Genomic DNA, 12,165 nt, shown 5'->3' on the forward strand with positions numbered 1-12,165 from the left:
GACGATAACAGTGGCGCCGGCGCGCTGCGGGTGCCACCACGGGTCCGCGTGTGGCGATGGTCTCTCCGGTATCGCCTCTCAGGATGGGCTTCCGGCCGCCGATAGCAGAGAGGTCACGGATGACGGAGGCCGACAGTGGAAGACATGGACGACATCGTCCAGGAGTTCCTGATCGAAAGCTCAGAGAACCTTGATCAACTGGACCGCGATCTACTCGCACTCGAAGGTGATCCCGGGTCCCGTGAACTGCTCTCCAGCATCTTTCGCACGATCCACACCATCAAGGGCACCAGTGGGTTCCTCGCCTTCAACCGGCTCGAGAGTCTGACCCACACCGGCGAGTCGCTGCTGTCGCGGTTACGCGACGGGCTGCAGACGATGACGACCCCGACCGCCGACGCGCTGCTGCTGATGGTGGACAACGTTCGGGCCATCCTCACCGCGATCGAGCAGACCGGCAGTGAGGGCGAGGTCGACATCGAGCAGGCTGTCACCCGGCTGCGCGCGCAGATGGAGCCGGACGGCGCGGCTCCGGCCGCTCCGGCCGCGGCCGCTCCGGCCGAGCCTGCGGTCACCGAGTCGACCGCTGTGGAGGACACTGTCGAGCCGGCCGAGGACACCGCCGAGGACACCGCCGAGGACACCGCCGAGGACACCGCCGAGGACACCGCCGAGGACACCGCCGAACCGCCGGAACCAGTCGCCGCCGAGCCGGCCGTGGTCGAGCCGGCGGTGGTCGAGCCGGCCACCGCACCCGCGCCCGCATCGAAGGCGCCCGCCGCGAGCAAGCCGTCGGCTGCCGCTTCCGACGATGGGCACCCGGCCAAGCGCAGTGCGGCCGAGAGCTCGCTGCGGGTGGACGTCGACCTGCTGGACGCCCTGATGCGGCTGGCAGGGGAGCTGGTCCTGACGCGCAATCAGATCGTGCGCGGGATCGGTGCCCTGTCCGACCCGGTGCTCAGCCACACCGCGCAGCGGCTCAACGTGATCACGACCGAGCTGCAGGAAAGCATCATGAAGACCCGGATGCAGCCGATCGACCACCTCTGGTCGAAGCTGCCGCGCGTCGTCCGCGACCTCAGCGCCCAGTGCGGGCGGCACGTGCGGCTGGAGATGAGCGGCAAGGACACCGAGCTAGACCGCACCCTGCTCGAGGCGATCAAGGATCCGCTGACCCACCTGGTCCGCAACGCGATCGACCACGGCATCGAGGCTCCTGCCGAGCGCGAGCGGGCGGGCAAGGCCGCCGAGGGCGTGCTGCACCTGCGCGCATACCACAACAGCGGGCAGGTCGTGGTCGAGGTCGCCGACGACGGCGCCGGGATCGACCCCGGGCGTGTCGCCGCCAAGGCGCTCGAGCGCAACTTGCGGACTGCGGGCGAACTCGCCGAGATGACCGACGCGGACATCCTGCAGCTGGTGTTCCAGCCGGGTTTCTCGACGGCGGCGGCCGTCACGAACGTCTCCGGCCGCGGCGTCGGGATGGACGTCGTCAAGACCAACATCGAGGCCATCGGCGGCGCGATCGAGATCGAGTCCGAGAAGGGCGCCGGCACCGTCTGCCGGCTGCGCGTCCCCCTCACCCTGGCAATCGTGCCCGCCCTCACAGTCGAGTGCGGAACCGACCGCTACGCCATCCCGCAGGTCAGCCTGCTCGAGCTGGTCGCGATCGACGAGCGGCAGGCCGCCACCGCGATCGAGTGGGTCGCCGGTGCGCCGGTGTACCGGTTGCGCGGCGTGCTGCTGCCGCTGATCGACCTGGCCGAGGTGCTCGACGTCGGCCGCACCGACACGGCGAGCAACGTCGTGATCGCGGTGCTGCAGGCCGGTGCACGCCGCTTCGGGCTGCTCGTCGACCGCGTGCTCAACACCGAGGAGATCGTGGTCAAGGCGCTCAGCGCGCGGCTGAAGAACATCGGCGTCTACTCCGGCGCCACCATCCTGGGCGACGGCACGGTCGCGCTGATCCTGGACGTGCAGAACCTGGCCCGCCGGGCGCTGCGCGGCGAGGCCGCCGATCGCGGCCACCAGGCGCACGCGCAGGCCCAGGCCGTCGCCCTCGCCGACCGCGAGGCCGAACGACTGCTCATCGCCGGCATCGGCGGCGGCCGCCAGGTCGCGATCTCGATGGCCATGGTCACCCGACTGGAGATGGTCGCGGCCCAGCGCGTCGAGCAGGTCGGCGGCCGGGACGTCGTCCAGTACCGCGGCAAGGTGATCCCGCTGCTGAACCTGGGCTACTACCTCGGCGCCGATCCGTCCGAGCCGCGCAGCGAGCTGCCGGTCGCGGTCTACACCCGCGGCGGGCACAGCATCGCGATGGTGATGGACGAGATCATCGACATCGTCGAGTACGACGGCGGCGTGCACGGCACGTCCGACGAGCGCGGCTTCTCCGGCTCGGTCGTCGTGAAGGACCGGATCATCGGGCTGCTCGATGTCGAGCAGGCGATCCTGGTGGCCGACCCGGCCTTCTTCGCCGGCGCGCCCAGTACAGCGGGCCGGCCGTCCGGCCCGCTGTCGGGCCCGCTGTCGGGCCCGTTGTCCGGGCCACAGTCCGACCGTCACCGGGTGCACCGAACCAGCTTCACCCACGCAGGAGTGTCGTCATGAGCCAGCCGCGTACCGAACCGGGAACGGCAGAGCACGCCGGTCAGTACACGACGTTCTGGCTGGGCGACGGCCTGTACGGCATCGAGGTCGAGCGGGTCCGGGAGGTGCTGCGCCAGCAGGACCTCACCCGGGTGCCGCTCGCACCGGCCACCGTCGCCGGGCTGATCAACCTGCGCGGCCAGGTCGTCACCGCGATCAACCTGCGCGAGCGGCTCGAGCTGGGCCGGCCGGACGGCGAGACCAGCTCGATGCTGGTGGTCGTCCTGGTAGCCGGCGAGCCGATCGCCCTCGTGGTCGACCGGATCGGCGGCGTGATCGACGTGACGACCGACCAGTTCGAGCTGCCGCCCGACACGCTCACCGGCGTGGTCCGCGAGTTGGTCTTCGGCGCGTACAAGCTCGACGGCCAACTGCTGCTCAGCCTCGACGTCGAGGCCGCAGTCGCCGCCTGAATCACCCGCTTGCACCGAGCCACCGCAACACCACCCGCATCAACCCCGCATCAAGTCCACACAGACCCCCATGGCGCTCTCCCCCGGAGCGCACATCCCCGAGAGGCGCAGTTCATGTCCACGCTCACCGTGTCCCCGTCCCAGGTCGTCCTGCCCGCACCAGCGGCGCTCGGCGGCCGGCTGTCCGGAGTAAGCCGCTGGTTCGCCAACCGCGGGGTCCGCACCAAGCTGCTGTTCGCGATCGGCGTGCTCGCCGCCGTCGCGATCGCCGCGAGCTCGGTGGCCGCAGCCGGCCTCGCCAACATCGGGGCGGACATCCGCACCCTCGCCGCGACCCAGTCCGACGTCGGGCAGCCGCTCAACGTGATCCACCAGGACGAGCTCAAGGCGCGGATGGAGATCGCGCAGCTGGCGGCGAGCCCGAGCGCGGCCGCGAAGGCGGACTGGATCAAGTCGATCGCCGGCACCGACGCCGAAGTCGCCGCGGCCGTGGCCAAGGTCGACCCGGTGCTGGGCGACACCCCGTACTGGACCGACTTCAAGAAGGCGTGGGCCGCGTTCACCAAGGTCCGGGACACCACCCTCGTCCCGCTCGCGCAGGCGAACGACCTGAACGGCTTCGCCGCGGCGTACGCGGCCAAGGCCGCGCCGGTCATCAGCCAGATGGCCGACGCCATGGACGCCTCCGACGCGGCCGGGGTCACCAACTTCGTGGACGAGGCGAAGAAGTCCTCGGACGCAGCGCACGCGGACATCGTCAAGCAGTTCGTGGTGCTGGGTATCGGCCTGCTGCTCGCGCTGACGATCAGCCTGCTCGTCGCGGGTGCGATCCGGCGGCCGTTGCGGCGGGTGCAGACCTCGCTGGAGGCGATGGCCCGGCGTGACCTGACCGTGGACGCCGACGTGCACAGCAGCGACGAGGTCGGCAAGATGGCGTCCGCGCTGAGCGCCGCGCAGCAGAACTTCCGCGAGGTCATCGCGCAGGTGGTCAGCTCTGCCGACTCGGTCGCCTCCTCCAGCGAGGAACTGTCCGCCTCCTCCACCCAGATCTCCGCCGCGGCCGAGGAGACCAGCACCCAGGCCGGCGTCGTCGCCCAGGCCTCCGAGCAGGTCTCCCGCAACGTGCAGACCGTCGCCGCCGGCTCCGAGCAGATGGACGCCTCGATCCGCGAGATCGCCCAGAACGCCAACGAAGCCGCCCGCGTCGCCTCCACCGCCGTCTCCGCCGCCGAGGCCACCAACGCCACCGTCAGCAAGCTCGGCGTGTCCAGCCAGGAGATCGGCAACGTCGTCAAGGTCATCACCTCGATCGCCGCGCAGACCAACCTGCTCGCCCTCAACGCCACCATCGAGGCCGCCCGCGCCGGTGAAGCAGGCAAGGGCTTCGCCGTGGTCGCCAACGAGGTCAAGGAACTCGCGCAGGAAACCTCGCGCGCCACCGAAGACATCGTCTCCCGCGTCGAGGCCATCCAGGCCGACACCGAAGGTGCCGTCGCCGCCATCGGCGAGATCGCCCAGATTATCGCCTCCATCAACGACTACCAGCTCACCATCGCCTCGGCAGTGGAAGAACAAACCGCCACCACCAACGAGATGAGCCGCAACGTCAGCGAAGCCGCCACCGGCTCCGGCGACATCACCGACAACATCAACGGCGTCGCCACCGCGGCAGCCGCCACCACCGAAGCCGTCACCCAAACGCGCGTCGCCGTGGACGAACTCGCCCGCATGGCCAGCGACCTGCGCACCCAAGTCGCCAGCTTCAGCTACTGACCCACCACCTGACGAGCGAGCGGAATGAGGATGATCTCGGTTCTGGTGGTCGACGACTCGGCCTTGGTGCGGCGGCTGGTGACCGCCGTGCTGGACGAGGCGGACGGCATCCATGTGGTGGGGACGGCTGCGAACGGCGAGATCGCCCTGCGCAAGGTGGACGAACTCAAGCCGGACCTGGTCACCCTCGACATCGAGATGCCGGTGCTGGACGGGCTGGCGGCGATGCGCGAGCTGCGCCGCCGCCACCCGCGGCTGCCCGTGATCATGTTCTCGACGCTGACCAGCTCCGGGGCGGCGGCGACGCTGGAGGCCCTCGCCGCGGGAGCCAGCGATTACGTCACCAAGCCCACCAACGGGGTGAGCCTCACCGCCTCGCTTGCCGAGGTGCGCGACCAGTTGGTGCCCCGCGTGCGTGCGCTCGCCACGCGCGCTCAGCGCCTGCCCGCACTTCGGCACGCGGCCGCCGTCGGCAGCCTCGCCGGGGCCGCGTCCGCCACCAAGGCCTATCGCGCCGCCGGCCGCACCCGGCCGTCCGGCCCGCTGCAGGTCGTCGCGGTGGGCAGTTCCACCGGTGGCCCGGAGGCACTGTCCCGCGTGCTCGGATCGCTCAGCCAGCGGCCTCCGGTGCCGATAGTCATCGTGCAGCACATGCCACCGGTGTTCACCGGGATGCTTGCCCAACGCCTGGATCGACTCGGGCCGGCGAGCGTCGTCGAGGCTACGGACGGCCAGGTGCTGCAGCCCGGCGTTATCTACATCGCGCCGGGTGGTCGCCACCTGGAACTCGTCCGCCGTGGTGCGCTCGTCCAGACCCAACTGCACGACAAGGATCCGGAGAACTTCTCCCGGCCGTCCGTCGACGTGCTGTTCCGGTCGGTGGCACGGGTCTTCCCCGGCAATGCGATAGCCGTGGTGCTGACCGGTATGGGTCACGACGGGCGTGACGGCGCTGCCCTGATCGGGCAGAGCGGTTCGCTGGTAGTCGCCCAGGACGAGCCTTCGTCCGTCGTCTGGGGTATGCCGGGCGCGGTCACCGAGGCCGGGCTCGCCGACACCGTCCTGCCGCTGGGTGGGATTGCCTCGTATCTGTCCGGACACTTCAACGGGCTCGGCGCCCCGGTAGGAGCAGCACGATGACCGCCCCGCGAACGGCAGCGATCGGCGCGAGCGAGTTCGGCTTCGTGTCCGATCTGGTTCGACGCGAGGCCGCGATCGTCCTGGAGCCGGGCAAGGAGTACCTCGTCGAGGCCCGGCTGGCCCCGCTCGCGCGTGCCGCCGGGACGGGATCGGTGAGCGACTACGTGCGCGCGCTGCGTCAGACCGGCGATCACCGGCAGCGCTGGGCTGTCGTCGAGGCCCTGACCACCAACGAAACGTCCTGGTTTCGCGATCCGGGGGTGTTCGAAGGCCTGCGCACCGAACTGCTCCCCCGCCTGCAGTCCGTCCGGTCCGTGCACCACACCCTGCGCTTCTGGTCCGCTGCCGCATCCACCGGGCAGGAGGTCTACAGCCTGGCCATGCTGCTGGCCGACTCGCTCGAACCCGCGCGCCGCCACCAGATCCTCGCCACCGACATCTCGAACGAGGTGCTGGAGCGGGCCAGAACCGGCCGGTACAGCCAGCTCGAGATGAACCGCGGGCTGCCGGCCCGCCACCTCGTGCGCTTCTTCGAACGCAGCGGGACGGGGTGGAACGTCGGTGCACAGCTGCGCCGCGACATCACGTTCCGCGCCCTGAACCTGGCCGCGCCGTTCGTCGCGCTGCCGACGTTCGACGTCGTCCTCATGCGCAACGTGCTGATCTACTTCGACATCCCGACCAAGCGCTCCATCCTGCGCCGGGTACGCCAGGTTCTCGCGCCGGACGGCTGGCTCGTCCTCGGCACAGCCGAGAGCACGCGCGGAATCGACGACGAGTTCGAGGCTGTCCGGTTCGGCGGCCTCACCGCCTACCGGCCGGCCACCAACGCTTCCCCTCTCAGAAGGGCATGACCGTGCACGCAATCGTGATCGACGACTCATCCGCGATGCGCAGGATCCTGCGCCGCATCGTGGGCCAGTTCGGCTTCGAGGTCTGCGAGGCCGGCAACGGCCGCGAGGCGCTCGATGTACTCGCCGCCAGCGATCCGGTTCCGGAGTTGGCTCTCATCGACTGGAACATGCCGGAGATGAACGGGCTCGAGTTCATCCAGGCGGTCCGCAAGGACTCGCGGTACACCCGGCTCACGCTGCTCATGGTGACGACCGAGAGCGAGCAGAGCCAGATCGTGCGGGCACTCGCGGCCGGCGCGCACGAATACCTCATCAAGCCGTTCACCGCCGACGCGGTGGCGGAGAAGCTGGAACTACTCGGCCTTATCACGGTTGGAGTCTGACGTGACCGAATCCACGCTGCCCAGCGCAGCAGAACTCAGTGAGATCGCGGCCGAGGTGTGGTCCTCGTTCCTCGACGACGCGCTCGTCGAGGTCGAGCATCCCGCCGACGGCTCGCTCGCGTCCGACCGCACGATCGGCTGGGTGTCGATCAGCGGCGACTGGGCCGGTCACCTGTACGTGACCACGTCCGGCGCCGGTGCCCGCGAGATCGCCTCGAACATGTTCCAGCTGGACGCCGGCGAGATCGGCGATTCGGAGATCGCCGACGCGATCGGCGAGCTCGCGAACATGGTCGGCGGCAGCGTGAAGGGCATGGTCGGCGGCGAGGCCGTCCTCTCGCTGCCACAGGTCGTGCTCAACGCGGGAACGCTGATCAGTCCCGAGGCGCACCAGCGCGTGCGGGTCTCGGGCAGCTGGCACGGCGAACCGGTGGAGTTCGCGGTGTGGGAAAGGGAAGTCGACAGGGTAGGAGAGCACGCATGAGGGTCCTGGTAGCCGACGACTCGACGGTGATGCGGCGCATCGTGGTGCGCACGCTGCGCCAGGCCGGCATCGAGCCGGACGAGGTGCTGGAGGCCGCGGACGGGCAGCAGGCTTACGAGACGGTGCTCAGCGATGCGCCCGACCTCGTCCTTTCGGACTGGAACATGCCGAACATGACCGGCATCGAGTCGCTGCGGGCCATCCGGGCCGCCGGCTCGGACGTCACGTTCGGGTTCGTGACGTCCGAAGGCTCCGAGGAGATGCGGGCCACCGCGGCCGAGGCCGGCGCGGCGTTCCTGATCGCCAAGCCGTTCACGCCGGAGAGCTTCCGCGAGACCATCGAGCCGTTCATCGCCTGACCTCACCAGCCGTACCCCCTAGTCGTCGACAGAGGCATGGAGAAGAGCAATGGGCAAACTCCCCCCCGTGAAGCTGATCAAGGATGTGCTCGACGGCCTGCTCGGCAAGGACGTGACGACCGCACCCGGTGATGCCATGACGAGCACCGACGCGGCAGGCGGGGCGCTGGCGATCTACGTCGACGACCACAACGCCATGCAGGCCGTGGTGGGCTGGGACCTGCCGGCCGCCGTTCGGGTGGGCGCGGCCGTCGCCCTGGTGCCGCGAGGCGGCGCCGACGACGCCATCGACGAGAAGTACGTGCCGGCGAACCTGCTGGAGAACCTGGGCGAGGTCAGCAACGTCCTCGCGTCGGTCTTCCAGCTCCCGGGCAACCCGCACCTGCGCCTGCACGAGACGTACTGCCCCGTCGCGGCCGCCCCGAACGACGCGTACGAGTTGCTGTTCCGGCTCGGCAACCGCATTGACCTCGCGATCGACGTGCCGAGCTACGGCACCGGTCGGTTCGCCCTGTCGATGCTGAACTGAGGCTGCCGGGCACCGTGTCGGCACCGCCGGCCGCGCGCGGGCGTGCCGACCCGGCCCGCGCGGCTCACGTCCGGTTTGGCATGCTGCCTGCATGGCTGAGCTTCCGGGAACCTTCGCCGACGACGTCATCGACCAGCCCGCCCGGGTGCAGTTCGAGGTGTTCCTGGACGAGCATCGCAGCGAGCTCACCGACTGCCTGGACGGCCTGACCGAGGAGCAGGCGCGGCGCTCGCTCGTGGCGTCGCGCACGACCTTGTTGGGCCTGGTCAAGCACGCGACGTTCGTCGAGAAGGTCTGGTTCGACGAGGCGATCAGCTGCCGCACGCGGGCCGAGATCGGCATCCCGGCGACGCCCGACGAGTCGTTCGTGCTGGACGGGACGGACACGATCGCCACCGTGCAGGCCGCGCACCGGCAGGCCTGCGCGGACTCGCGCGCTGCCGCCGCCGCGCTCGCGCTCGACGACCTCGTCCACGGCAATCGGCGCGGGCCGCTGCCGTTGCGTTGGGTGTACCTGCACGTGTTGCGTGAGCTCGCCCAGCACTGCGGGCACGCCGACATCCTGCGCGAGCAACTGCTGGCGCGCTGAGCGGCAGCGTGATCACCCTGGCCCGTTCCGGTCCGGCGGCGTAGAACAAGGCGCGTGGAGATCATGCCGCCGGATTTGCCCGGGCACACTCCGCCCGCCGCCATCGTCAGCCCGGTGTTCGTCGGACGCACCGCGGAGCTGACAGCGGCTCGTGGGCTGATCGAACGCGCCGAGAAGGGCGAGTCCGGGGTGATGCTGGTCTGCGGGGAGGCCGGTGTCGGCAAGACCCGGCTCGTCGACGAGGCGGTACGGCACGCGCGGGGCCGGCAGCTGCAGGTGCTGTCCGGGCACTGCGTGCAACTGGGGATCGAGGGTCTTCCGTTCGCCCCGGTCGTCGAGGCGTTGCGCGAACTGGTCCGCACCACCGGACGCGAACGGCTCGAGGAGATCCTCGGCCCGGCGCGTGACCTGGTCGCGCGCCTGCTGCCCGTCGCGGCCGCGCCGGAGACCGAGACCGCTCCCCCGGCGACCGCCCAGCTGCTCGAACTCGTCCTCGGTCTGCTCGAGCGTCTCAGCGAGAGCGCGCCGGTGCTGGTCGTGATCGAAGACCTGCACTGGGCCGATCGCTCGACGCTGGAGCTCGCCGCGTTCCTCGCCCGGAACCTGCGCGGAGTCCCGGTGGCCATTCTGATCACCTACCGGTCCGACGAGGTGGACCGCCGACATCCGCTGCGCGTCCTGCTCGCCACCTGGGAACGCACCCGCAGCATCAGCCGGCTGGAGCTGGGCCGACTGGACCGCGACGAGGTGCGTGCCCAGCTGAGCGCCATCCTCGGCGCGGTGCCGGACCCGAAGCTGCTCGATCTGGTGTACGAGCGATCCGAAGGCAATGCGTTCCTGGTCGAGGAGATGCTCAGCGCGGTACGGGCCGGCGATCCGCGCGGGCTGCCGCCGTCATTGAAGGACGTCCTGCTCGCGCGGGTGGATCGACTGGGTGAGCCGGCGGTGCAGCTGTTGCGACTGGCCGCTGTTGCCGGGCGATCGGTTCCCGAACGGCTGCTGGTAGCCGTCTGCGAGGTGGACGAGCTGTCCGCGCTGGCAGCGATCCGCGAGGCGGTCGACGCGCACCTGCTGGTCGTCGACTCGGCCGGGCACGGGTACACGTTCCGGCACGCGCTGGCACGGGACGCCGTGTACGACGACCTGCTGCCGGGCGAGCGGGTACGCCTGCACGCCGCGTACGCCGAGGCGCTCACCCGCGACCCGGGGCTTCTCGACGAAACCAACGTGTCGGTGGCCGCATCCCTCGCGCACCATGCCTACGCCGCGCTGGACCTGCCCCGCGCGCTCGAGGCGTCGATCGCGGCCGGCCGGGAATCGTTCAGCGCGATGGCCTCGCGCGAGGCGCTCGCGCAGTACGAGCGGGCGCTGCTGATCTGGGACCGCGTCCCGGCCGAGCTGCGACCGCCGGAGGTGGATCAGGCCGAGGTCCTGTGGCTCGCCGGCGAAGCGGCCTACCACGGCGGCAACGTCGACCGGGCGCTGGCACTGCTCACCGAGTCCGCCGCCGCGCTGCCCGCCGACGCGACACCCGAGCGCCGCGCCCGGGTCCTGCACCGCTGTGCCCGGGCGCACCGGGACCTCGGCCACCTCGGCACGGCCATCGAGCTGCTCGAGTCGGCGTTGGCACCGCTGCCGGACGAGCCGGTGACCTGGATGCGGGCCACGGTGCTGGCGGCGTTGTCGGTTGCTCACCTGCGCGAGCTGCACCCGAGACGGGCCGCGCGGTACGCCGAACTCGCGGTTGCCGCGGCACGGAGCGTGGACGCCGCGCAGGTGGAGGCGGAGGCGCAGATCAGCCTCGGGTCCTGCCGCATGTTGCTGGGCCCGGGCGCGGACGGTCTGGCCGCCATGCGAGCCGGACTCGAGTTGGCGCTGGCCAGTGGTGACGCACATACCACCGCGCGCGGCTACATCAACCTCTCCGACGCCTGCGAGACGCTGGGCCGGTCAACCGAGGCCGCGGAAGTGGCCGAGGCCGGGATCGCCTTCGCGCAGCGCTCCGGTTTGCTCCGCAGCGTCGGTGCCTACCTGGTCGGCAACCTCGCCGAGTCGCTGGTGCACCTGGGCGACTGGGCACGCGCCCGGATGCTGATCGACGATGCCCTCGCGGACGGGCCGGAGGGCGTCTTCGAGCTCACGCTGCAACTCATCGGTGCCGAACTCGCCGCCCTCGCCGGAGACCTGGAGCGGTCCCGCACGATGCTCGAACGCGCGCAGGTGCTCACCATCGGTCCCGACGACGACCAGTTCGCTCTGCCCCTGGTCACCCTCGAGGCCGAACTCGCCCGCGCCGGGCGCGACCACGCGCGGGCGGTCCGGATCGTCCTTGACAACCTCAACCGCGACGACCGGTCGCCTCGGTACGCGTGGCCGCTGCTGTGGGTCGGCGTGCGGGCCGAGGTCGAGCGGGCGCTGGCCGATCCTGCGGGCACGATCGCCGAGCGGTTGGGCTCCCTGGTCGCAACGATGCCCGCGACCGATGCGCCGACGCAGGGCTATCGCGCCCTGTGCGAGGCCGAACTCGGCCGGCTCGGCGGGACGGCCGATTGGGATGACGCCTGCGCCGCGTGGCGGAAGCTGGGCTGGGCGTGGCCGCTGGGCTACAGCCTCCTGCGACAGGCCGAGGCACAGGCCGAACGGCGTGAGCCGGCGCGCGAGAGCGCGGTCGAGGCATGGACGATCGCCGGCCGGCTCGGTGCCGGACCGCTGCTGAGCGAGGTGCAGGCCCTCGCGCGCCGCGCCGGTATCGACCTCGACGAGCAGTCGCGGCCGGCCGATCCGCTTGCGGCGCTCGGGCTTACGGCGCGAGAGCAGGAGGTGCTCAGGCTGGTCGCGACCGGCCGCTCCAACCCGCAGATCGCGCGCGAGCTGTTCATCAGCCCGAAGACGGCAAGCGTGCACGTGTCGAACATTCTCGGCAAGCTCGGCCTCACCAGCCGGGTGCAAGCGGCCGCCCTGCTGCACCGGCTCGGGTGCTAGCTTGGCC

The 12,165-nt window shown here is 70.8% G+C and carries 11 protein-coding genes; all 11 read left to right on the plus strand.

The window, feature by feature from the left end; all coding sequences use genetic code 11:
* The first annotated feature begins 144 nt into the window (after positions 1-144).
* The 11 genes from M6B22_RS03565 to M6B22_RS03615 all read left to right on the plus strand — a co-directional run bounded on the left by M6B22_RS03565 (position 145) and on the right by M6B22_RS03615 (position 12,158).
* The gene (locus M6B22_RS03565; RefSeq protein WP_269444402.1) at positions 145-2,613 is read left to right on the plus strand and encodes a chemotaxis protein CheW; all 2,469 of its coding nucleotides are present in this window, start codon (positions 145-147) and stop codon (positions 2,611-2,613) included.
* A complete protein-coding gene (locus M6B22_RS03570) occupies positions 2,610-3,065 on the plus strand; it encodes a chemotaxis protein CheW (protein ID WP_269444403.1) in 456 nt (151 codons plus the stop codon). Before M6B22_RS03565 ends, M6B22_RS03570 begins: the two co-directional genes overlap by 4 nt.
* A 114-nt stretch (positions 3,066-3,179) precedes the next feature.
* Positions 3,180-4,838: a methyl-accepting chemotaxis protein gene (locus M6B22_RS03575; RefSeq protein ID WP_269444404.1), complete on the plus strand. Its 1,659-nt coding sequence runs from the start codon at positions 3,180-3,182 to the stop codon at positions 4,836-4,838.
* A 30-nt stretch (positions 4,839-4,868) separates the two neighbouring features.
* The gene (locus M6B22_RS03580; protein WP_269444405.1) at positions 4,869-5,978 is read left to right on the plus strand and encodes a protein-glutamate methylesterase/protein-glutamine glutaminase; all 1,110 of its coding nucleotides are present in this window, start codon (positions 4,869-4,871) and stop codon (positions 5,976-5,978) included.
* Positions 5,975-6,832, plus strand: a complete 858-nt coding sequence (locus M6B22_RS03585) for a CheR family methyltransferase (protein WP_269444406.1) — start codon at positions 5,975-5,977, stop codon at positions 6,830-6,832. The genes M6B22_RS03580 and M6B22_RS03585 overlap by 4 nt, the downstream gene beginning before the upstream one ends.
* Positions 6,829-7,215 carry a response regulator gene (locus M6B22_RS03590; RefSeq protein WP_269444407.1) on the plus strand — a complete coding sequence of 129 codons (387 nt, stop codon included), beginning with the start codon at positions 6,829-6,831 and terminating at the stop codon, positions 7,213-7,215. The genes M6B22_RS03585 and M6B22_RS03590 overlap by 4 nt, the downstream gene beginning before the upstream one ends.
* Before the next feature lies 1 nt (position 7,216).
* Positions 7,217-7,699, plus strand: coding sequence for a chemotaxis protein CheX (locus tag M6B22_RS03595; protein ID WP_269444408.1), 483 nt, complete (start codon positions 7,217-7,219; stop codon positions 7,697-7,699).
* On the plus strand, positions 7,696-8,058 hold the full coding sequence (locus M6B22_RS03600; protein WP_269444409.1) for a response regulator: 363 nt from the start codon (positions 7,696-7,698) through the stop codon (positions 8,056-8,058). The genes M6B22_RS03595 and M6B22_RS03600 overlap by 4 nt, the downstream gene beginning before the upstream one ends.
* Before the next feature lie 67 nt (positions 8,059-8,125).
* Entirely contained in the window at positions 8,126-8,587 is a 462-nt protein-coding gene (locus M6B22_RS03605; RefSeq protein ID WP_269444410.1) for a hypothetical protein, read from the plus strand.
* Positions 8,588-8,678: 91 nt separating this feature from the next.
* Positions 8,679-9,176 carry a DinB family protein gene (locus tag M6B22_RS03610; protein ID WP_269444411.1) on the plus strand — a complete coding sequence of 166 codons (498 nt, stop codon included), beginning with the start codon at positions 8,679-8,681 and terminating at the stop codon, positions 9,174-9,176.
* A gap of 63 nt (positions 9,177-9,239) precedes the next feature.
* Positions 9,240-12,158, plus strand: a complete 2,919-nt coding sequence (locus tag M6B22_RS03615) for a helix-turn-helix transcriptional regulator (RefSeq protein WP_269445807.1) — start codon at positions 9,240-9,242, stop codon at positions 12,156-12,158.
* The last annotated feature ends 7 nt before the right edge of the window (positions 12,159-12,165 follow it).

Source organism: Jatrophihabitans cynanchi, from assembly GCF_027247405.1.
GTDB classification, from domain to species: Bacteria; Actinomycetota; Actinomycetes; order Mycobacteriales; family Jatrophihabitantaceae; genus Jatrophihabitans_B; species Jatrophihabitans_B cynanchi.

Coding starts and splice junctions, on each gene's coding strand:
- M6B22_RS03565 (WP_269444402.1), top strand. CDS start 145: ATGGACGACATCGTCCAGGAGTTCCTGATCGAAAGCTCAGAGAACCTT.
- M6B22_RS03570 (WP_269444403.1), top strand. CDS start 2,610: ATGAGCCAGCCGCGTACCGAACCGGGAACGGCAGAGCACGCCGGTCAG.
- M6B22_RS03575 (WP_269444404.1), top strand. CDS start 3,180: ATGTCCACGCTCACCGTGTCCCCGTCCCAGGTCGTCCTGCCCGCACCA.
- M6B22_RS03580 (WP_269444405.1), top strand. CDS start 4,869: ATGATCTCGGTTCTGGTGGTCGACGACTCGGCCTTGGTGCGGCGGCTG.
- M6B22_RS03585 (WP_269444406.1), top strand. CDS start 5,975: ATGACCGCCCCGCGAACGGCAGCGATCGGCGCGAGCGAGTTCGGCTTC.
- M6B22_RS03590 (WP_269444407.1), top strand. CDS start 6,829: ATGACCGTGCACGCAATCGTGATCGACGACTCATCCGCGATGCGCAGG.
- M6B22_RS03600 (WP_269444409.1), top strand. CDS start 7,696: ATGAGGGTCCTGGTAGCCGACGACTCGACGGTGATGCGGCGCATCGTG.
- M6B22_RS03610 (WP_269444411.1), top strand. CDS start 8,679: ATGGCTGAGCTTCCGGGAACCTTCGCCGACGACGTCATCGACCAGCCC.
- M6B22_RS03615 (WP_269445807.1), top strand. CDS start 9,240: ATGCCGCCGGATTTGCCCGGGCACACTCCGCCCGCCGCCATCGTCAGC.